General features: G+C 58.8%; 13 protein-coding genes and 1 riboswitch. Of the genes, 8 read left to right on the top strand and 5 right to left on the bottom strand.

Going from position 1 to position 22,227, the window contains the following annotated elements:
* Positions 1-348: 348 nt before the first annotated feature.
* The gene (locus Q0K06_RS09665; RefSeq protein WP_294551673.1) at positions 349-1,173 is read right to left on the bottom strand and encodes an AraC family transcriptional regulator; all 825 of its coding nucleotides are present in this window, start codon (positions 1,171-1,173) and stop codon (positions 349-351) included.
* Positions 1,174-1,390: 217 nt separating this feature from the next.
* Positions 1,391-1,650, top strand: a riboswitch (cobalamin riboswitch).
* Positions 1,651-2,014: 364 nt separating this feature from the next.
* Here Q0K06_RS09665 and Q0K06_RS09660 point away from each other — a divergent pair.
* The 7 genes from Q0K06_RS09660 (at position 2,015) to Q0K06_RS09630 (ending at position 16,563) form a co-directional block, all read left to right on the top strand.
* Positions 2,015-2,710: a hypothetical protein gene (locus tag Q0K06_RS09660; RefSeq protein ID WP_294551671.1), complete on the top strand. Its 696-nt coding sequence runs from the start codon at positions 2,015-2,017 to the stop codon at positions 2,708-2,710.
* Between the two features lie 283 nt (positions 2,711-2,993).
* Complete coding sequence (locus Q0K06_RS09655) at positions 2,994-9,026, top strand: S-layer homology domain-containing protein (RefSeq protein WP_294551669.1); 6,033 nt, start codon at positions 2,994-2,996, stop codon at positions 9,024-9,026.
* Between the two features lie 172 nt (positions 9,027-9,198).
* Positions 9,199-10,845 carry an S-layer homology domain-containing protein gene (locus Q0K06_RS09650; protein ID WP_294551667.1) on the top strand — a complete coding sequence of 549 codons (1,647 nt, stop codon included), beginning with the start codon at positions 9,199-9,201 and terminating at the stop codon, positions 10,843-10,845.
* 13 nt (positions 10,846-10,858) lie between these two features.
* Positions 10,859-11,878 carry a DUF4430 domain-containing protein gene (locus Q0K06_RS09645; protein WP_294551665.1) on the top strand — a complete coding sequence of 340 codons (1,020 nt, stop codon included), beginning with the start codon at positions 10,859-10,861 and terminating at the stop codon, positions 11,876-11,878.
* 148 nt (positions 11,879-12,026) lie between these two features.
* Positions 12,027-12,926: an energy-coupling factor transporter transmembrane component T gene (locus tag Q0K06_RS09640; protein ID WP_294551662.1), complete on the top strand. Its 900-nt coding sequence runs from the start codon at positions 12,027-12,029 to the stop codon at positions 12,924-12,926.
* Positions 12,923-13,906: a TIM barrel protein gene (locus Q0K06_RS09635; RefSeq protein WP_294551660.1), complete on the top strand. Its 984-nt coding sequence runs from the start codon at positions 12,923-12,925 to the stop codon at positions 13,904-13,906. The genes Q0K06_RS09640 and Q0K06_RS09635 overlap by 4 nt, the downstream gene beginning before the upstream one ends.
* Before the next feature lie 5 nt (positions 13,907-13,911).
* Positions 13,912-16,563 (top strand): ATP-binding cassette domain-containing protein, encoded by a 2,652-nt coding sequence (locus Q0K06_RS09630; RefSeq protein ID WP_294551675.1) that lies wholly within the window; start codon positions 13,912-13,914, stop codon positions 16,561-16,563.
* A 137-nt stretch (positions 16,564-16,700) separates the two neighbouring features.
* On the opposite strand, the gene Q0K06_RS09625 is transcribed toward Q0K06_RS09630, so the two are convergent.
* The 4 genes from Q0K06_RS09625 to Q0K06_RS09610 all read right to left on the bottom strand — a co-directional run bounded on the left by Q0K06_RS09625 (position 16,701) and on the right by Q0K06_RS09610 (position 21,315).
* A complete protein-coding gene (locus Q0K06_RS09625) occupies positions 16,701-18,428 on the bottom strand; it encodes a phospho-sugar mutase (protein WP_294551658.1) in 1,728 nt (575 codons plus the stop codon).
* Between the two features lie 188 nt (positions 18,429-18,616).
* The gene (gene rlmH / locus Q0K06_RS09620; RefSeq protein WP_294551656.1) at positions 18,617-19,099 is read right to left on the bottom strand and encodes a 23S rRNA (pseudouridine(1915)-N(3))-methyltransferase RlmH; all 483 of its coding nucleotides are present in this window, start codon (positions 19,097-19,099) and stop codon (positions 18,617-18,619) included.
* 3 nt (positions 19,100-19,102) lie between these two features.
* Complete coding sequence (locus Q0K06_RS09615; protein ID WP_294551654.1) at positions 19,103-19,891, bottom strand: MBL fold metallo-hydrolase; 789 nt, start codon at positions 19,889-19,891, stop codon at positions 19,103-19,105.
* A gap of 122 nt (positions 19,892-20,013) precedes the next feature.
* Entirely contained in the window at positions 20,014-21,315 is a 1,302-nt protein-coding gene (locus Q0K06_RS09610) for a UDP-N-acetylglucosamine 1-carboxyvinyltransferase (RefSeq protein WP_294551652.1), read from the bottom strand.
* Positions 21,316-21,987: 672 nt separating this feature from the next.
* Here Q0K06_RS09610 and Q0K06_RS09605 point away from each other — a divergent pair.
* Positions 21,988-22,227, top strand: a 240-nt coding sequence (locus tag Q0K06_RS09605) for an S-layer homology domain-containing protein (RefSeq protein WP_294551649.1), incomplete at its 3' end; no start/stop codon positions are given.

The raw sequence follows: 22,227 nt of genomic DNA, 5'->3' as shown, positions 1-22,227 counted from the left end.
TTGCTTTTGGTTGTGCCCTGTCTGGCCCTTCACTCTATCCCGTCCCGGCGGCATTTGTTGCACATTCCGGGCCATCCTGTTTCCTCTCTCCGTACATCCTGCGCCCTGTTCCGCGAAAAAGAGACATAAAAAGCTCATTTTCGCACAAAAATTCCCTTAGGCCTAACGACGCAGCCTTATGATCATAAAAACAGTCAAGCCCCAAAGAACTGCTGCACAGCAAGTGCGGCGGTTCTTTGGGGCTGATTGGCCGATAAATGACAAAAAGGCAGGACTGCTGTTGTGGTAGCGTCCTGCCTTTTTACATATGTTTATGTTGAATTGGGAGGAGCCTGCCCCACGCGGAGACTACAAACGGCGAACCGGAACATAGAGGGAAGTCCTGCCGCCGCGGTAGATTTCCAGGTCGGTTTTCCCCTCTGCAGTCCGGTACTGCCCATTTTGCGGCAGCCACTCTCCAAAGACGTATTTCCACATACGCCGGACATTTTCATTCAGCAGCGTCATGTTGCCATTACCCGGCGGCACAGGAAATACGGCGTAGTCCGCGGCCTCCACCTCCAGCGGCTCCAGACCGGCTGGGATAAAGTCGGTGTTCTGCACAACCGGTCCGAAGAAATAGAACAGTTCTCCGGTGTTCCGGTTTGGCTGGACCCATGCGCCGATCTCAATGGGCTCCGGCCCGCTTAACTTGCGGTAGTCCTCTCTGCTTACAGAGGAGAAGTCCTTCTCCATCCAGTAGGCCCCGGCGTCCAGCACGTCGAATTCCCTCTTGGGCGGCGCCAGCCGGTATCCCACGGCGGTGAACGTATCCAGGGAACGCAGGGACGGTCTGACCCGAAACCGCTCCTCCGACATCTCTCTGCGGTACTCCTGGGGGGAGAGGCCATAGTTCCTGCGAAAGGCCTTGGCGAAGCCGGAGGAGGTGCGAAACCCACTGGCTGCCGCCGCTTCGGCGGTTTGTCCGTCCTCCAGAAGAATTTGGGCGGCGCGGGCCATTCGCCGGCGGCGCAGATATGTGGCCACAGGCACGCCGGTATAGCTGGAAAAGCCATGGCAGAAATGATAAAAGGAATACCCGGAGAGGGCAACCAGTTCGTCGACTGTAATGACTCGATCGGAATGATCCTCTATATACCGGAGGATCTCTTCGACATTCTTAACGCGTTTCATTTGTAAAAAAACTCCATATTGTTCTGTTCTTCTCCTTCATTTTATAGCGTGACAAGATGCGGGGCAAGAAATTTTTTGAAAAAAATAACTAATTCGCAAGAACGGAACAACATTTTCTTGACCAGCTATGTTATAATCCATTTGTCAGAAAATTTCACAGACAACTGCATAGGGAACATCCGGCTTTTGTGGCAAATGCGCGACCCGGCCCCGGAATGGGCCGGACACGCATCCTTGTTCGTGCTGAACAAGGGAATCAGGTGAGAGTCCTGGACATGTTTTGCAGCAGGGACTGCGGCGAAAGCTGCGGCGACGTGCAATTCAATAGCTGTGATTGTGGAGTATATTCGCTTTCTGCGAAAGCAGGTCACTGACGGTCGTAATGGCTTAGTTGGGAAGGCGGCGGATATGCGGTGGCGGCCTGATAGCCGCCGGGACACATCAGTCAGAAGACCTACTAAGAGCTTCCCCCCGCTTTTCTGCGGGGCTGCTCTGACAAAAAACGCCAGGAGAAAGGCGCGCACGGGATTCGTGCCCCCTTTCTTTCCCCGAAAGGGAGACAAAGCGGACGTATTTTCATGCGTCCGCTTTATTGTTTCTTGGCCGTATTCGGGGCAAAACGGACGTATTTTTGCGTCCGTTTTTTCTTTTTTCATCTCGCATTCTTTCCTGCGGCCCCGCCGGGCTGGACAAGGAAGGCCGGTGAGAATCCGTCGCAGCTGCGGGGAGGCGCATGAGTCAGAAGTCCTCCAGAGAATGGGTGGCATCAGAAGAACGCGGCGCTCTGGATGAGCCCGCAAGTATATAGGGGCATATTGCATCCATATGGGGAGGGGATTCCATGTGTGACAAACAGTTCCGTGGAGATCGGTGGTTCAACAAGCGTGTGGAGGGGCGGACGAAGGAAGCCCTGCGGCGGCGGGAGACAGAGTTTGCACAGACCCATGCCGATGCCAGCGACGAAGCGCTGCTCGACTATGTCCGCAGCGAAGCGGCAAGGCTGGGAGTGACGCCCAATGCCGGCGAGATCGTCGGGGGCAAATATATCTCGTCCCGGCTGGGCGGCTGGAATCGCGTCGTTGCGGCATCCGGCCTGAAGCCTCCAAGGAAGCAGAAGCCTATTGCCAGCCGTCAGATTTTCAAAGAGGAATTCCAGGTGCAGGCCCGGCTCTTCAAGAGAGAACGGGACGGCATAAAGGCGCAGCGCAGGGCCGAACGTGAGGCAAAACTGGAGGCGGCCAGGATGGAGCTGGAGATCCGAAGGGAGCGGGACATGGCCTGGGGCGCCGCCCATCAGAGAGATACGGACGGGCAGCTGCTGGAGTACATCCGGCAATGCGCCGCGGACCTGGGGGAAACTCCGCGGGAGCGGGACGTGGCCGGCGGGCTCTATATCCGGGAGCGGTTTGGCGGCTGGCAGACGGCAGTCCGCATGTCGGGGCTTCCTCCGCGGTCGGGTTCGAAGGGAGACGCCCGTAAGGAGCATGCGGAGAAAGCGGAAAACCGGAATCCCGCTGAAGGGGTGAGCGCGCAATAAAAGATTTTGCACGGTCCTTTCTCCGCCATACTGCCGGCAGCCGCAGCGGCAGAGAACTGGGCCGGGCCATTTTTAACGATAGCAAAGGAGTGATGAAATATGGAAGGAGGCAGGGGGATACCGGCAGGAACAGAACTCCTGCAGCCGCAAAAGTCGGAAAGCCTGCCAAAAGAGCGGCCTTTCTGGCGTCAATAGGCCACAAAACGGCTGTGGTGACGTTTTGCGTCTGCCATATTTTTTCTTCATGGCGGGACACTTGATTGGAAAGAGAGGAGAACATGTCATGGTCTGCGTAAAAGGCAAAAAAATACTCAGTCTGTTTCTGGTGATCGGCATGCTGATCAGTCTGCTGCCCACAGCGGCATCCGCAGCGGACGAAGCGGCGGAAAAAATCAGTACACAGGCGCAGCTGCAAGGCATGGGCGGCGGCAGCTATGTGCTGACAGACGATATCATCCTGGATGCAGGATGGAACCCCAGTCAGTGGGGCGATCTCGGCTTCACTGGTACGCTGGATGGAAACGGCTATACCATTACCCTTGCCGGACAGCCGCTGTTCAGCAAGCTGAGCGGCGGCACGATCCGGAACCTGCGCCTGGATGGGGTAGTCACCGGCACAGGCTCGCTGGCAGGCACCATGCAGGGAGGGGCAGTTGAAAACTGCTGGTCTGGCGCAGCCGTCACGGGCGGCGGCTTTGACGATATTGCCGGTCTGGTCGGGACGCTCACTGCCGGCGCCATCCAAAACTGTCTGACCACAGGAGAATTGACCGCAGGCAGCCTGAGCAGTGCTTTCGGCATCGCCGGCGGCGGACGCGGAACTCTTTGCAGCGTAACCAACTGCTACTATGTCAACGGCTCCAAAGGGGTCGCGTTTGGAAGCAGCCATGAGGCGACGGAAATCACGGCTGATAATGCCGGCTATCAAACTGTGCTGGACGGTTTGAACAAAAATGCCGGCGGCGAAGGCCTGCTCTTCTGGGCGCAGGATACGGACGGAATCCCGAAGCCCACCCGCGGTGCAGCCGGCGGCGGGGGCGGAGAACCCACAGTCCCTCCCCCGTCCGAGGTTGACAAGGACGCCCTGCATGCGGCAATTACGGAGGCGGAGAAAATCACCGAACAGGGCAACTACACAGACGACAGCTGGAAAGCGTTTCAGAGCGCCTTAGAAACCGCAAAAACAGTTGCTGCCAAGGCCGGCGTGACGCAGGAGGAGGTAAGCAATGCAGCGGATGCCCTGACCAGGGCCCAGAACGAACTGAAACCCAACCCCGTCACAGGGGAGGACGCGGAAACCGCCCGTGCCGCATTGGATGCCGCGCTGGCCAGGGTTCCTGACAGCCAGGCGGCCGAGGGAGGCACAAAATACTACACTGCGGACACATGGAATGCGGTGCAGGAGCAGGTGAAGGCCGCCAACGCCGCCTTGGAGAATGACCAGGCAACAGCTGAGTCTCTGAATGGAGCGACCAGGGCGCTGGAAACGGCGATTGCTGCGCTGAGGACGGCGGATGTCCCCCAGCCTGTGACCCCACCGGATGGAACAGAGTGGACAATGATTTCCACCGCGGAGGAACTGGAGAAGGCGCTTAATGGCGGTACAGGCTACTATAAGCTGGCAAACGACATCGAAGGCGTTTTCGGCGCGGGCATGCAGGCGGTGACGTTTTCCGGCGTGCTGGACGGCGACGGACATGTGGTTACACTTCAGTATGGCGATACTGTGAACGACAGATCCTACCGGCTGGTAGATAACATTGGAGCTGCCGGCGTGATCCAGAATCTCGGAATCGCTGGGAAATGCCAGAGCGAACCGTTTGCAGATAAACTCTCCGGCAAACTGATCAACTGCTTCTCGTGGGCAGAAACCGTAAACGGTAGCGGCGGCATGGTCGGCGCGATGAATTCGGGTTCCATGATCGTCAATTGCTACACCAGCACAGTTGTTGACGAATACAGCGGCGGCCTTATCGACTATGGCGCAAAAGACAGTTACATCATTTACAGCTATTGGCAGAGCGGGGCGGAAGGAAGCCCGTGGTATCCGACTTCCGGGGATACGCCATGCCTGATTGGAAGTAGCCACAAAACCGAAACCGAGATGAAGCAGGCAGATTTTATTGCCCTGCTGAACAGCCATAGGGGCACGACCGGAATGGAGTGGACCCTTAGCGACAACGCCTACCCTTGGCAGGGCGAAGCCAGCGAGGGTAATTACTTTGAGTACCCTGTCGTACTGACTGACCTGGTTTCTGGTAAGGAAACAGAAAGCCTCGGGCCGGACTTCCCGCTGGAGACTGATGTGTTCGGCTTGACAAGCGGCGATATCGCGCAGCTCTCTCTGAAGGGCTATGAGGGAAACGTCCGCTGGGAAGATGCGCGGGAGGACAACTCGGTTGTCATTATTGTCGGTGAAGACGGCAGCGTCTTTGCAGAGGAGCCGGGGACAATCCCCGTCAATGCCTACGGCGATAACGGGCTTCTTGCCTCTGTACAGCTGAGAGTCACGGTGCCGGAGGAGTATACGCTTCAGCTGTATGTGGATGGACAGGATTATACCAATAAAACGTACACGCTTACCGGCTCTGAAGAGAAAAACATCGTTCCGTATGTGACCTATGACAAAGAGGAACCGGTACGGGTATACGCCTCACTGTTCAGCTGGGCCAGCACGGATGAGTCAGTCTTCAGCATGATGAGCACCGGTGATGTCTGGGTGCATGGCGCAGGTACGGCGGATGTCACAGCCACTTTGGGTACCGTCAGCGCAAAAGTGACGATCAACACGACCTATGTGCCAGCGACAGGTATCACATGCAATTATAACGAAGAAAACAGCCCATATTATCTGCACCTGCGCAATCCAAATTCCATTGGACAAAACGACACGCCGGGTGTTGCCAACTTCAATCCGTTGGAAAATAATAATGATATCACCACAAGAGAGAAAATTGCTTCTGTATTGCCCCAAAACGCTTCGTATACAGAGTATGATGTAGCAGTTTCTGACGAAAGCATTTTGTTGCCCGGCGTCTCCTTGGTGCCGGCGCTGGTTCCGTTGAAAGCAGGGGAAGTGGATGTAACCGTCACTACAAAAGACCCACATCTGGAGAATCAACTTTCAGATACGCGTCGGGTGACCATAGAATACCTGAACCCGCTGACCAGCCTGACGGCAGAAAACGAGTCGCTTACCGTTGCGACCGGGGAGGCCATTGATGCAGGTCTGATCTTTACAGGCCCTTATTCAAGCGCAGACAGCAAGCCGGAGAGTTTAAGCTGGGTCCCGGATGTACACTATGGCGGACTGCATGTTTCCGAGAGTTATATGACGTGGGAGCAGAGCAGCTCGGACGGCGGTAAGGTCAGAGTATACCGCAACTATCCTATCTATATGCCGGGAGACGAGGGCTATCATTATTATGAAAGCTCTGTTTCAATGGACCGTTGGCTGATTGAAGGCGTTTCGGAGGGTACGGTGACTCTGGTCGGCACACCTGCGGATGTTACCTATGAGGGCGATTCGATTACGCTTACCGTCACAGTCACTAAGGGCGATATCCAGCCTGACCTTTCTGCAAAGGACTGGACAGAGCAGGCGCTCGCGGCCACCGGCGAGTATATGTACAGTACGATCGGTACACCGTCCTTTGGCGCAGAGTGGGGCATTTTCGGCCTTGCCCGTGCGGGATATAACGTATCGGAGGACTTTTACGAAACCTACTACGCCTCAGTAGTGGAAGAGGTACAGAAGCAGGAGGCCGAATCAGCGCCTTGGGACAATACCGTCACCGATACGCAGCGTATCGCCCTGGCGCTGACTGCCATCGGCAAGGATCCCACCGATGTGGGCGGAGTCAACCTGCTGGATTACAGCTGGAACAAGGAGACCAATATGCCCGGAGCAGGGGCGTTGGGCGACCGGCAGGGCTCCAATGAGCTGATTTATGCGCTTCTTGCAATCGACGCCTATGACGGCTTTACCCAGCCGGAAAGCGTCAGCATGACGACCGATCAGATGATCGATAAGCTGCTGAGCACTTACCAGCTGAAAGACGGCGGCTTTGGCCTGACAGACAATCAGAGCACCAGTGTGGACATCACTGCAATGGCGCTCCAGGCGCTGGCAAAGCACCGCGATCGCGCAGACGTACAGGCGGCCATTGATGGGGCGCTGGAACGTCTGGCCGGCATGCAGGGTACGCGCGGCGACTTCGGCAGCTCGGAATCCACCGCGCAGGTAATCGTAGCGCTGACCGAACTTGGCATCGATCCAGATAAGAATGACATTTTCCAATACAGTCTGGTGGACGGCCTGAAGCTGTACGAGCAGGAGGACGGCAGCTTCAGCCATTCGCAGACCGGCGGCGGCAACGGCATGGCGACGGAACAGGCTTACTATGCGTTGGCTGCGCTGCACCGCTTCTATCAGAATAATGCGTTCACTCTGTATAACATGAACGATATGACCTTTGGTGCGGACGGCGGCACGGCAGTCACCAATGTGGCACTGCGACCGGAGAGCGGCAGCATCCGCGTGGGAGGAACTCTTCAGCTGACTGCAACAGTCGTCCCCTATACCGCAGAGAACAAGGCTGTTACCTGGAGCAGCAGCAACCCGTCGGTTGCAGCCGTGGACGAAAACGGCCTTGTCACAGGTGTGGCGGCAGGTATTGCCGCTGTCACGGTTACGACGGTGGACGGCAGCAAGACCGCAGCTGCAACCATCACGGTTACGGACAATTCGGGCGGAAATCTGCCCGGCGGCAATAACACAATTACCGTCACCATGTCCATAGATAAGCTGACCATTAACAAGGGATATGTCCTCCAGGAAACCGAAGTCGAAGCCGAGACAGGCGCCACGGTTTGGTCTGTATTCCAGCAGGCAATGGACAGGTACGGTATTGATTATGAGTACGAGTTCTCCCAGCAGTACAACAGCGTTTACATTCAGTCCATTGACGGCGACGGTGAGTTCGACCACGGTCCGGGCAGCGGCTGGATGTACAGTGTAAACGGTACCTATCCCCAGGTCGGCGCCGGCCTTTATGTGCTGAAAGACGGCGACAAGATCCAGTGGCGCTATACGACCAATCTGGGCGCAGATCTGGATGACGGTTCCAACGGTGCATCCGGCGGCAGCGCAAACGCCGGCATCGGAAATCTGCCGGAGGATGAACGCACCGTGGCGCTGACTCCCAAAGCCGCAATTGACGGGCAGGGCGAAGCCATCGCAAGGGTGGACGCCGAAACTGTGCGCCAAGCGCTGGAGCAGGCTTCCGGCGGCAGCGGCATCTCCTCCCTCACGGTGACCCCGGAGATTACCGGCAGTGCCTCTAAGGTGACGGTAGAGCTGCCCAAGGCGGCGGTGAGCGCCATCGCGGATGACAGCAATCTTGACCTGACCGTTTCCACCCCCATCGCCGGCATAACCATCACCAACGAGGGCCTGGCGGAGTTGGCAGCCCAGAGCGGCGCCACCGCAGCCATTTCCGCCGGGTTGGTCGCTGTGACGGGTGCGGACGGTAAGACTGCCAGCGCTGTGCAGGTGGATGTGTCCGTGGACGGCAGGAGCGTGAAAACCGTGGCCGGCGGCATCGCCGTGACCATCCCCGGCGGGGAAAGGGATACCGGAAATGTGCTGGCTCTTGTGCATGACGGCGGCACGGAAACCATCATCAGAAAGTCCATCGTAAGGGAAGGCGGCAGCCATGCGGCCATTCTGCCCGGTCCTGCCACTGTGCGGATTGTTGATAACAGCAAGGAGTTCGACGACGTGGCCGATACCTTCTGGGCCAGCGGCGCCATTGATTTCACTGCAGCCCGGGAGCTGTTCAGCGGCACCGGCGGCACGGCCTTCTCCCCTGACGCGCCAATGACCCGCGGCATGCTGGTCACGGTGCTCTACCGCCTGGAGGACGCCGCGGCAGAAGGAGCCGGCAGCTTTACCGATGTGGCAGACGGCGCTTGGTACGAAAACGCGGTGACTTGGGCCAGCAGCAACAAGATCGTCAACGGCGTGGGCAACGGCCTGTTCGAGCCTGATCAGAGTATCACCCGTCAGGACTTGGCCGTTATGCTGTACCGGTATGCAGGCTTTCTTGGGATGGATACCGCCGCTTCCGGCGATCTCAGCCGCTTTTGTGACCAGGGGCAGGTCGCCTCTTATGCAAGGGAAGCCATGGAGTGGGCGGTTGATTCCGGCCTCATCAGCGGCAGAACCGGCCCAACCCTCGCTCCTACCGGCACCGCCACCCGGGCCGAGGCGGCAGCAATCCTTCAGCGGCTGATTATAAATATGGCGGGATAATCCGGCCGGCTCCATCCGGCGGGTTTGCGCGCTGTGCCTGCAGCCCCGCCTCACGGAGCGCATGCAGCTGCACCTGCGGCTCCCGGCGCCGCACAGACGGTCTGCGGAAATTCTGCGCCGGGAGTCTCCAGGCAAAACACAATAAGCGGAGGAATGAAAACGGATGAAGCAAATGGGAAAACGTACTCTGTGCCTGCTCCTCATGCTGGTACTGACAATAAGCACGGCTGTTTCAGCATCGGCCGCGGTATCGGACGACACACTGGCGGCGGCCGTTGCGGACACGGCACAGTATCTGTACGAAACGGTAACGAGCCCTCAAGTGGGTTCCATCGGCGGCGAGTGGACCGTACTTGGTCTGGCCAGAAGCGGCTATGCGGTGCCGGCGGCCTACTATCAGGACTACTACGCCGCCGTGGAGGCCTACGTAAAGTCCTGTGACGGAAACCTCCACGACAAGAAGTACACGGAGTACAGCCGCGTTATTGTGGCGCTGAGCGCCATCGGAAAAGACGCGCGGGATGTGGCGGGCTATGACCTGACGGTGGCGCTCGGAGACTATGACAAGACCATCTGGCAGGGTATCAACGGCCCTATCTGGGCCCTCATCGCCTTGGATTCCCGGAACTACCCGATGCCGGAGAACCCGGAGGCCGAAACCCAGGCCACCCGTCAGATGTATGTGGATGAGATCCTCTCCCGGCAGCTGGCGGGCGGCGGCTGGAATCTGACCGCCAAAGGCGGCAGCGGCAGCGCAGACCCGGATATCACCGGCATGGCGCTCCAGGCCCTGGCCAAGTATCAGGACCAGGCGGAAGTCCGAGCCGCCACAGAGGATGCCCTGTCCTGCCTGAGCGCCATGCAGGACAGCGGCGGCGGCTTCGCTTCCTGGGACACTGCCAACTCTGAGAGTGTGGTACAGGTCATTGTGGCCCTGTGCGAACTGGGAGTCTCATTGGATGATCCGCGCTTTGTGAAGAACGGAAATACCCTGCTGGATAACCTCATGACTTACTGCCTGCCGGGCAGCGGCTTCCGGCATACCCAGTCGGGCGGCGGCTCCAATCTGATGGCGACGGAACAGGCTTTCTACGGCATGGTGGCTGTCCAGCGGGCGCGGCAGGGACAAAACAGCCTCTACCGCATGTCTGACGCCATCGCCGTAGGGGAAGAAAATGGGCGGCCCTCCAGCTCCGGCCTGCCGGGCAAGCACGCTGACGTAACGGCCCGGCCCATCACAGCGCCCGGAAAGACCTTTGACGACATCTCCGGCGCCAACGCCCATGAAAACCAGCTGGCCATTGAGGCTTTGGCCGCCCGGGGGATTATCGACGGCAGGGGCGGCAGCCGCTTCGACCCGGATGCGCCTATGACCCGGGCTGAATTTTCCGCCATCGTCGTGCGGGCACTCGGCCTGAAGCCGGCGGCCAATGATGCCTTTACCGACGTGCCCTCCGCCGCCTGGTACGCCCCCTATGTGGGAACCGCCAACACCTATGGGCTAATCAACGGTGTAGGCGGCGGACGGTTTAACCCGGAGGGAAACATTACCAGGCAGGAGGCCGCCGTCCTGGTGTCCCGGGCAGCAGACCTCTGCGGCATGGATACGGATCTGAATGACGGCGCGGTTCGGGATGTACTGGCCCAGTTCACCGACTATGTTGCCACGCCGGAATGGGCCCGGGAGGGGCTGGCTTTCTGCTATCAGGAAGGCATCCTGGACGATTCCGCCCTGAACATTCAGGGAAGCGCCGCGATCCTGCGCTGTGAGATTGCCCAGATGCTCTACAACCTGCTGGGCAGCGCAAATCTCCTGTAAAGGAACGGACGGCATGTGGTGGAAAAAGAACAAGTGGAAGATCATGATCCCGGTGCTGATTGTGGCTGTGCTGGCCGCTGCCTTTTGGTATGGCGGCAGCGCACCGGGCCTCCAGGGCTGGACGGCAGAAGCCGGCCCTGCCGCGCAGGCGGAGACGCCAGTAACCAATCCGTCTCCGGCTGGAGATGCTCTCGCTCCAGCTTCCGGCAGCACAGAGAATCCCCCTGCCGCGCAGGCAGAGGGGATGGAAAGCTCCGTTCCGGCCTCCGTCAGTGGAGAGAGCGGCGGCGATGTTTCCGGGCAGAACGGGACGGCAGAACTGCCTGAGCCGGAATATGGGCGCGTCCTGGAGACTCCGGCCGGACAGTCGCCGGAAGCGGGAATTGACAGCCGGCCCGGCGGAACAGAGGGCGGCATGACTGCCCAGGAAAAAGTGGATGCCGCAGCGGAAATCGCCGGAGGTTCCTCTGCCGGTGTCACGGCTGGGGGTACGGAATATTCAGAGTCCCAGGGCATGGTGATTGATCCCGCCGCTGGCAAGGACCAGTATCTCACCGATCCGGTGCCGGAAGGCAGGCCTCTGCCGGTAGAACCCCAGGACGCAGAGATTTCCGATACGGCCTGCACCTGTACCCTCTCCATCTCCTGTGCGGCCATTCTGGATCACATGGACTGGCTGGACCCGGAGAAGGTGGAGCTTGTGCCGGAGGATGGCTGGATCCTAAAGCCCACGGAGGTGACCTTCTACGAGGGGGAGAGCGTATTCAATGTCCTCCAGCGGACCTGCAAGCAGCAGAGCATCCACATGGAGTTTGAGAATACGCCCATGTACAACAGCGCTTACATTGAGGGAATCCACAACCTCTATGAGTTTGACTGCGGGGAGCGCTCCGGCTGGATGTATCAGGTGAACGGCTGGTTTCCCAACTACGGCTGCAGCCGCTACCAGCTTCAGGACGGCGACGTGGTGGAGTGGGTGTATACCTGCGATATGGGCGTGGATGTGGGGGGCTTTTATTCCACAGGGAATTGAACCTGACAGAGGGCTGAGGCGGCAGCCGCCCCAGCCCTCATCCCCGCTTTCTTTCGCCGGCTCCCGCCGGCCGGCGGGAGCCGGCGAAAGAAAGCGGAATGCCATGCGGGAAAACGGCTGCAAAACGTCAAGAAGGGGGCGGCATTTCATGCAGAACCGGGATACCTTTTCCAGCTATCATCCAGCCATCAATTTTCTCTATTTCGCGCTGGTACTGGTTTTTACCATGTTTTTCATGCACCCGGCCAGCCTTGTTATCTCTTTGGTCTCGTCCCTGACATATGCCATTTATCTCAACGGGAGAAAAGCGATCCGCTCCAGCCTCCTGTATCTGCTTCCCATGATGCTCATGGCGGCTCTGATCAATCCGGCGTTCAACCACGAGGGCATGACAGTCCTGACCTACCTGCCCTCGGGGAACCCACTGACTGCGGAGAGCATTCTGTACGGCGCGGCAGCAGCCATGATGCTCTCTGCGGTCATCACATGGTTCTCCTGCTACACGGCGGTGATGACCTCGGACAAGTTTGTCTATCTCTTCGGGCGGATTATCCCGGCTCTCTCTCTGGTGCTGAGTATGACGCTGCGCTTTATCCCCAAGTTTAAAGCCCAGCTCCATGTGGTCAGCGAGGCCCAGCGGTCTGTGGGGCGGGATGTGTCCAACGGGAGCGTGCTCCAGCGGCTGCGAAATGCTGTAACCATCCTGTCCATTCTGGTGACATGGGCGCTGGAGAATGCCATTGAGACGGCAGACAGCATGAAGAGCCGGGGCTACGGCCTGCCGGGCCGGACAGCCTTTTCCATCTATCGTTTTGACGATCGGGACAAGGCGGCGCTGGTGTGGCTGGGATTCTGCGGACTCTATATTTTTGCAGGCTGGATGGCAGGCGGCCTGTACTGGCGGTACTATCCCAGTGTCCGCGGAGCCGTGGCGGCGCCGCTGACCATCAGCTTCCAGCTTGTGTATTTCGCCTTGTGTCTGACGCCGGTTTGGGTGGATCTGCTGGCCGACCGGAAGTGGAAAAAGCTGCGGGAGGGAAATGTATGAAGTATGTCATGTGTCTTCCATTGGGGCAGAACCTTCTCACAGACTATGACAGCTGGGATGACCTGCGCCGAAGCCTGGCCGCTCTTGGCTGTACCGGCGTGGAGGGAATCTGGCCGGGCGGACCGGGCCCGGAGGATATTCCCCGGGACCTGATTGTGAGCTATCACCTTACGTTTTATCCGGATTGGCTGGATTTTTACCGGGAGGACAAGGCGGCGCTCCGGCGCAAATTCGGAAGCCTGGACACCGCCTATCAGTTTTATGGCGGCAGCGGACCGGACACCTTGCTGGAGCTGTACCGCGCGGATTTGAACCGGGCGCGCCGGCTGAACGCCCGGTATATGGTGTTCCATGTATCGGACGTTTCTCTGGAGGAGGGATATACCTACCGCTGGCTCCACTCGGACGAGGAGGTCATTGACGCGGCCGTGGAGCTCATCAATCTGCTGCTGCGGGATTGCGCGCCGGATTTCACCTTTCTTGTGGAGAATCAATGGTGGCCCGGTTTTACGTTTACCGATCCGAAAAAGACAGAGCGCCTGCTGAATGGCATCCGTTTTGCCCGCAAGGGCATCCTGCTGGACACAGGACACCTGATGAATACATGCCTGGATTTGCGCACCCAGGAGGAAGGCGTGCAGTATATCCACCGGATGCTGGACTGCCACGGCAGCCTGTCTGATTTCGTCCGCGGGATACACTTGCACCAATCCATCAGCGGCGCCTATGTGCGCTCCCATACAGGCCGGCCGCCGGATAGCAAGGGGAAGGACTATTTGACGAGGTTTAATGAAAACTACCGGCACATCCTGCAGATTGACCGGCATCTCCCATGGACAGCGCCGGGCATTTGCTCCGTGCTGGAGCGTATTGCGCCGGACTATGTGGCCCACGAGCTGTCTGCCCGGACGCGCCGGCAGCGGGAAGCGGCCATCCGGACTCAGCGGGAAACTTTGCAGAAAGGCGGAAGATGCGTTTGAACAGAATGACATCAGGCAGCCTGGAGCTGTCGCATGTTTCCTTCCTCTATCCGGAGCAGCGGGAAAAGGCGCTGGACGACGTCACCCTGACGGTGCCTGCCGGCGCGTTTCTTGTGCTCTGCGGCCCCTCCGGCTGCGGCAAGAGCACCCTGCTACGGCAGCTCAAGACCGTTCTGGCCCCCCACGGGCGGCGCAGCGGGGAGATCCGGCTGGATGGGACGCCCCTGGATGACATCGGCCAGCGGGAGCAGTCGGAGCGGATCGGCTTTGTGCTCCAGTCGCCGGACAATCAGATCGTGACGGACAAGGTGTGGCATGAGCTGGCCTTCGGACTGGAGAGCCTTGGGTACGACACGCCAACCATTCGCCGCCGGGTGGCGGAAATGGCCAGCTTCTTCGGTATTCAGACCTGGTTTTACAGGAACGTCACCGAGCTCTCCGGCGGGCAGAAGCAGCTTTTGAATCTGGCATCTATCATGGCCATGCAGCCCTCTGTCCTGGTTCTGGATGAGCCGACCAGCCAGCTGGACCCCATTGCCGCCAGTGATTTTCTGTCCACACTTGGAAAGATCAACCGGGAACTGGGCACCACCATCCTGCTGACTGAACACCGGCTGGAGGAGGCTTTTCCCCTGGCCTCTGCCGTAGCGGTTATGGACGCCGGAAAGCTCATCTGCACCGGCACGCCCTGTGAGGTTGGGATGCAGCTGCGCCGGAGCGGGCATGCCATGTTCCTGGCCATGCCCACGGCTATGCAGGTGTGGGCGGCGGTGGAAAATGACAGTCCGTGCCCCGTCACCGTCCGCGATGGAAGGGAATGGCTGGCAGCGTATGCAGGCTGCCGCGCGCTGCAACGCCTGCCGCCGGAGGCGCCCCACCCCCATAACCCGGATTCGGTGCTCGACCTGCGAGGCCTCTGGTTCAAGTACGAAAAGGATCTGCCGGACGTGGTGAAGGGGCTGTCTCTCTCCGTAAAAAGAGGGGAGTTTCTGGCAATTCTTGGAGGGAACGGCACGGGAAAAACCACATCGCTGAAGCTGGCGGCAGGACTTTTGAAGCCCTACCGGGGCGAAGTGTCCGTCCATGGCCGGGTGGGCGCCCTGCCCCAGAACCCGCAGGCCCTGTTCGTCAAGAAAACCGTGCGGGAGGATCTGGCCGAAATTCTGAAAGGAAGAGGAATGGCGCCGGAAGCAGCGGACAGCAGGCTTGCGCGGATGGTGCGCCTTTGCGGCTTGGAGCATCTGCTGGACCGGCATCCCTACGACCTGTCCGGCGGGGAGCAGCAGCGGGCAGCCCTGGCCAAGGTGCTCCTGCTGGAGCCGGAGATCCTCCTCATGGACGAACCGACCAAGGGACTGGACGCAGAGTTTAAGCAGGTATTTGCGCAAATCCTCTCCGTCCTCCTCCGCCGCGGCGTAGCCATACTGATGGTCAGCCATGACATTGAGTTCTGCGCGAAATACGCCCACCGGTGCGCCCTGTTTTTTGACGGGAGCATCGTTACCGAGGGGACGCCCCGGGCTTTCTTCTCCGGCAACAGCTTCTATACTACCGCTGCCAACCGCATGGCCCGGGGGCTGCTGCCGGAGGCTGTAACAGCAGAGGACGTGATTTCCGCCTGCGGCGGGATTCTGCCGCAGGCGCCGGAGCTGCCGTCAGACGGCAGGATTCTGCCGGAGCCGGACGGCGGCCCGGCCAATGGAAAAAGCAAAAACCTGCCCTGGTGGCGCAAGCTGGGCGCTGTGATTTCCGGCGCGGCGGCCCTGCTCTTATTTCTTCAATTTATAAATGTGACCGATTTGACAAAACTGATCGGCGCGGAGGGGATGACGCCGCTGGCATCCAATCAGCTGCTGCAATATGGGATTTTTATTGCCGCCCTGCTTGTGTTCGCCGCATGTATCAGCAGGCGCAGCCGCAGGCCGGATTATCTTGCGCAGACCCCGCGTGAAAAGAGAAACCTTTCCCGCCGCACCCTGGCTGCCGCCGCCCTGATCCTTCTTCTGATTCCGCTGACGCTGTTTATCGGCGTCTACTATCTGGACGGCAGGAAGTATTACTTCATCGCCCTGCTCGTCCTGCTGGAAACCATGCTGCCGTTCTTCCTGATCTTTGAGGGCCGGAAGCCCCAGGCGAGAGAGCTGATCATCATTGCGGTGCTCTGTGCCATCGCGGTAGCCGGCCGGGCAGTTTTCTTCATGCTGCCTCAGTTTAAGCCGGTGATGGCCATGACCGTGATTGCAGGGGTTGCCTTCGGCGGAGAGACCGGCTTCCTGGTGGGAGCCGTGACCATGCTGGCATCCAATGTGCTCTTCTCTCAGGGACCATGGACGCCATGGCAGATGTTTGCCATGGGCATCATCGGCTTTCTGGCAGGCATCCTGTTCCGCAAGGGCTGGCTGCGGCGGACACGCATTTCCCTCTGTGTCTACGGCGCTCTGGCCGCCGTCCTTATCTACGGCGGAATTATGAATCCGGCGTCGGCCCTCCTGTGGGCGCCGGAACTCAACTGGGGCGTGCTGGCAGCTTACTATGTCACCGGCTTTCCCATGGACTGCATTCAGGCCGCCGCCACATGGATCTTCCTCTGGTTCGCCGCCGAACCCATGCTGGAAAAACTGGACCGCATCAAAGTCAAATACGGGCTGGTGGAGTAAGGCGCGGTTGAACTCATGAATACCCAAAAAAGTATGTAAAGGGACAGGCAGGTGTTGCAGAGGCAACACCTGCCTGTCCCTAAATCCTGTAATTACCCTTGTGCGGACTCGACGAAATCCGCAGGGATTTTTGCTGTTTACTTCTTCAGGCTCTCAGCCCAGGCGGCGTACTTCGCAACCTTTTCGTCGCACTCGTCCTTGGTGGCGCCATTGGCCAGGATGTAGACCTTGACCTTGGGCTCCGTGCCGGAGGGGCGGACGATAAGGCTGGTGCCGTCGGCCATCTCATAGCGCAGCACGTTGGAGCCGCTGAGCTCCATGGTGCTCTTGGCGCCATCGGCCACATTGACTACGGAGCCGTCCTTGTAGTCCTTCTGCTGCTTCACAGCCACGCCGGCGATCTCCACCGGGGGCTTCTCCCGCAGGCCGGCCATCAGGTCAGCCATCTTCTTCAGACCGTCCAGGCCGGGCATGACCAGGTTGAGGGTCTTTTCGCCGTAGAAGCCGTACTTCTCATAGCACTTCTGGAGGGCGTCGTACAGGGTCATGCCCTGTCCGGCGTACCAGGCGGCCATCTCGGTGAGGGCCAATGCGGCGGTGACAGCGTCCTTGTCGCGGACATAATCACCCAGCATGTAGCCGTAGCTCTCCTCGTAGGCAAAGATAACCTTGCCCTCGCCGGCATTCTCCAGCTTGTCCTTCTTCTCAGCCAGGAATTTGAAGCCGGTGAAGGTGTCATAGCATTTCAGACCGTTGGTTTCGGCCACCTTGCGGGCCATCTCAGTGGTTACAATGGTCTTGAGCGCCACGGGCTTCTCAGGCATCTTGCCGGTGCGCTTCTTGGCGCCGATCAGGTAGTCCAGCAGCAGCACGCCGGTCTGGTTGCCGGTGATGGTGATATATTCGCCCTTGTCGTTCTTGACCATGATGCCCACACGGTCGGCATCGGGGTCGGAGCCCAGGATAAAGTCGGCCCCCTCCTTCTTGGCCAGATCCACAGCCAGATAGAAGCCCTCGGGGTTCTCCGGGTTGGGAGAGACCACGGTGGGGAAGTTGCCGTCAATCACCATCTGCTCGGGAACGCAGATAACATGCTTCATGCCCAGGCGTCTGAGAGCCTCAGGGATGAGTTTGTAACCGGTGCCGTGGAAGGGGGTGTAGACCATCTTGAAGGTGTCGGCCACTTTCTCCACGGCGGCCTTGTCGTTGACCTGACCCATCACGTTGGCGAGGAACTTCTCGTCAGTCTCCGCGCCCATCAGGGTAATGAGGCCGGCCTTGACCGCCTCATCATAGTCCATGCGCTTGATGGAGTCAAACAGGTCCAGCTCCTCCATCTTGGCGGCGATGGCGGAAGCGTGGTGAGGGGGAAGCTGAGCGCCGTCCTGCCAATAGACCTTATATCCGTTGTACTCCTTGGGGTTGTGGCTGGCGGTAACATTGATTCCGGCGATGCAGCCATATTCCCGCACGGCAAAGGAGAGCTCGGGGGTGGGGCGCAGGGCGTCAAAGATACGCACCTTGATGCCGTTGGCGGCCATAACGCTGGCGGCCTCATGGGCGAACTCCTGGGAGTGATTGCGGCAGTCGAAGCAGACGGCTACACCCCGCTCCGCAGCGTTGCCGCCCTCGGCCAGGATGACCTCGGCAAAGGCCTGAGTGGCGTGGCGGATGACGTGGACATTCATCTGGTGAAGTCCCACGCACATGGTGCCCCGCAGTCCGGCGGTGCCGAACTCCAGGGGAGCAAAGAAGCGGCTTTCGATCTCCTTTTCATCATTTGCAATGCTGCGCAGCTCCTCTTTTTCCGCCTCGCTGAGGGCAGGGCTGTTCAGCCATTTTTCATACATATCACGATAGGACATGGGACTTACCTCCAATATCTGAATTTCCGGAATCACGGTTCCCCCTGTTGTGATTATAGCACAACAGCGCCCCGCTATCCACCCCTGAAGTCCAGAAATACCCACAAATTTCAAATGTGCAGAAAATGCGCAGCCCTTGTCACAGTAATGCGCAAGGGCTGCGCGTTTTCTTATCCATCCGGTATTACTTATTTATGGTAACTTGATCCCTCAGCAATCTTGAAGGCCCGGTAGATCTGCTCCAGCAGCATCACTCTAGCCAGGTGGTGAGGGAAGGTCATTTTGGACATGGACAGCCGCAGGTCGGCCCGCTCTTTCACAGAGGGATGGAGACCGTAGGAGGATCCGATGACAAAGCAGAGCTGGCTGCGGCCCTGTCCCGCCCAGTCGGTAATGCGGCGGCTGAGCTCCTCGCTGGAGAGCCCTTTCCCCTCCACACACATGGCAGTGACGGCAGCGCCTCTGGGCAGGCGCTGGAAGATGGCGTCGGCCTCCTTCCCAAGGGCGGCGTCGATTTGGGCCTGGGAGGGGCTGTCAGGCAGCCGCTCCTCGGGCAGCTCAATAAGCCGGAATTTGCAGTATCCGCCCAGCCGCTTGGCATACTCGGCAGATGCCTCCGTGTAGAATTTTTCCTTTAGTTTCCCCACGCAGATTACATGGATTCCCAGCATCGCTTACACCTCATAGCGTGCGCCCGTCTCGCTCCTGGGCGCTACCTCCAGACGCACATCAGCCGTTGGGCGAATGCCCCGGCGCTCCATGGCGGCCAGCACCGTGCCGTAGGCTCTGGCAGGAGTATTATTCTCCTTGGACAGATGGGCCAGTATCACAGTGCTCGTCCCATTTTCCACTGCGGCGCAGGCCAGGTCGGCTCCCGCCTGGTTGGAGAGATGGCCCCAGTCCCCTTGAATGCGCTCCTTCAGATAATAGGGGTAGGGTCCGGACTGGAGCCACTCCGGGTCGTAGTTGGTCTCTGCCACCAGCAGATTGGCGCCCTGAATCCCCCTGGCCACCTCCTCAGTGACCCTGCCCAGGTCGGTGGCCACAGCAGCCTTTCTGCCCCCGGCGGAGACAGCATAGCCCACGCTCTCCGCCGCATCGTGGGGCGTGGGAAAGGACTCCACCATCAATCCTCCTATTTCAAAGGCCGCACCAGCCTCAAAGGCCCTGAGCCGTTCCTCCAGAAAGGCGATCCGATAGCAGAGCTGACGCCCGGTGCCCTTGCTGGCATATACCGGCATGTCGAACTGCTTGGCCAGGGTTGTCAATCCGCAGATGTGGTCGGAGTGCTCGTGGGTGATAAGAATGCCTGCCAGTCCTGCCGGGTCAACCCCCAGCTCCCGCAGGCTTTTGGTAATCCGGCGGGCGGAGATGCCCGCGTCAATCAGGACATGGGTTTTACCGTCGGACACCAGCAGGCTGTTGCCGCTGGAGCCGCTGGCAAGGGTGGTCAGTGACAGCAAGTAAATCTCTCCTATGTAATGTCTGCCGAACAGGCCGAAAAGCGGCCGCTTCTGCAATTTTTCTCTATAAGCTCATGAAAACAGGGCGGCAGCACATTGCCGCCGCCCTGACTGGCTATTTGTCAGCCCACCTGAGCCTGTTTATCCTCATCGGGGGTGACCACCACACGGATGTCAGCACCCACGCCAGAGAGCTTGCGAACGATGTCCTCATAGCCCCGCTCGATATAGTGAATGCAGTCCACCTCGGTGACGCCGTGGGCGGCCAGGCCGGCGATGACCATGGCCGCGCCGGCCCGCAGGTCGCAGGCCCGCACAGGCGCACCAGTGAGATGATCCACGCCCTCAATGACGGCCACCTTGCCGTCCACCTGGAACTGGGCGCCCATCCGGCGGATCTCATCTACATAGCGGTAACGGTTATCCCACACGCCCTCGGTGACCACACTGGTGCCCTCAGCCAGGGAGAGGACCACGGCCATCTGAGGCTGCATATCAGTGGGGAACCCGGGATAGGGCAGGGTCTTGATGTTCGTGCGGGTCAGGCGCACAGAGGGGTCTCTGCGTACCAGAACAGCGTCATCCCGCTCCTCTACCTCCACGCCGGTCTCCACCAGCTTGGCGGTGATACACTCCAGGTGCTTGGGGATGACGTTTTTAATCAACACTTCGCCGCCGGTAGCCGCCACAGCGGCCATATAGGTGCCCGCCTCAATCTGGTCCGGGATAATGGAGTAGGCACCGCCATTAAGGCGGTCCACGCCCTTGATCTTAATCACGTCAGTGCCGGCTCCCATAATCCGGGCGCCCATAGAGTTAAGAAAGTTGGCCAAATCCACAATATGAGGCTCTTTTGCAGCATTTTCGATAATTGTGGTACCCTCGGCCAGGGTAGCGGCCAGCATAATGTTCATGGTCGCGCCCACGGAGACAATATCCAGATAGACCTGGGCGCCGCTGAGGCGTTTGCCGTCCTTGACCCAGGCGTTGACAAAACCGCCCCGGACGTCCACTTCAGCGCCCATGGCCACAAAGCCCTTAATGTGCTGGTCGATGGGGCGGTCGCCCAGATGGCAGCCGCCGGGTGGGGGCACCTGAGCGCTGCCGAAGCGGCCCAGCAGGGCGCCAATCAAATAGTAGGAGGCGCGAATTTTCCGCGCCAGTTCATTGGGGACCTTTGCGTTGCGGATATGGGAGCAGTCGATGTCCACCGTAGTCCGGTTGACCGTGCGTACATCAGCCCCCAGCTCTTGCAGGATGTTGAGAATCAGCGTTACATCGCTGATCTGGGGAATATTTTCAATGCGGCATACGCCATCCACCAAAAGTGCAGCGGGAATAATAGCCACCGCAGCATTTTTAGCACCGCTGATATCGATTTCGCCATAAAGCGGCTTACCGCCGCGAATCACATATTTTGTCAAAACGGCACCCTCTATTCTCTCCGTTGCGGCCGGAAGCCGGCCTGTTCCGTAAGCAGGCCGGTGCAGTACCGGCCAGACAATTTGTATTTATAATCTGGGCCGCCAGTGGACGAGCCGCCGTACTCCTTCTGTTCAGGGAGATTCCCGACGTTTTTCCGGCGTAACATAAGGTCCATGTCAGTCGTAGATATTATAACATAGTCTCATGTAAAATCAAAGTAATTTTACAGCATTCCCCGCTCCATGATTTCATTTTCACGCTTTTCGGCCCCTCCTTTTTCCGTTTCCTGTCGTCTCTATGGTGTCACTATGTCCTTTTTCAGCTGGTTTTATTCCTTTTTCACAAATCTCTGGAAAGGATTGTCTTGGAAATTGGTCTTACTGTTTTTTCCGCCTCCGCGGCCGCAAATATCAGGCCATGTCTACCAAAAGTCTACCAGTTTGAAAGCCGGAATCCTTTGCGCTCCAAGGGATTCCGGCTTTTTCTTTTTTCCCTTTTCCGGGCTGTGTCTACCAAATGTCTACCAAGCCGACTTTTTTCCCTGAAACAAGCCCTTTTCTCCTGAAAACAGATATATTTCCTTCTCTTCATTCGACTGAAAGGGGCGTTATACGACCCTGAGCGGCCGTTTTCGTCCCCTAAACTCAAATTTTAGAAGGAGGAATTTCCAAATGAGAAACCTCAAGCGGGTCCTCAGCCTGGCTCTGGCCTCCGTCATGCTCCTGGGCATGATGGTCATCGGCGCCGGCGCTGCGGACAAGACTGCGGCTGATCTGACCGATATGGATCAGGTCACCAACATTGAGGCTGTGTCCCTGATGGTCGACCTGGGCGTCATCGAGGGCAAGCCCGACGGCTCCTTCGCCCCTGCTGAGGGCGTGGACCGCGCCACCATGGCCAAGCTGATCACC

It is taken from the genome of uncultured Pseudoflavonifractor sp. (assembly GCF_944387805.1).
Lineage (GTDB): Bacteria > Bacillota > Clostridia > Oscillospirales > Oscillospiraceae > Pseudoflavonifractor.
The sequence above is the reverse complement of the archived record's forward strand: the minus strand, read 5'-3'. Positions and strand labels throughout refer to the sequence as shown.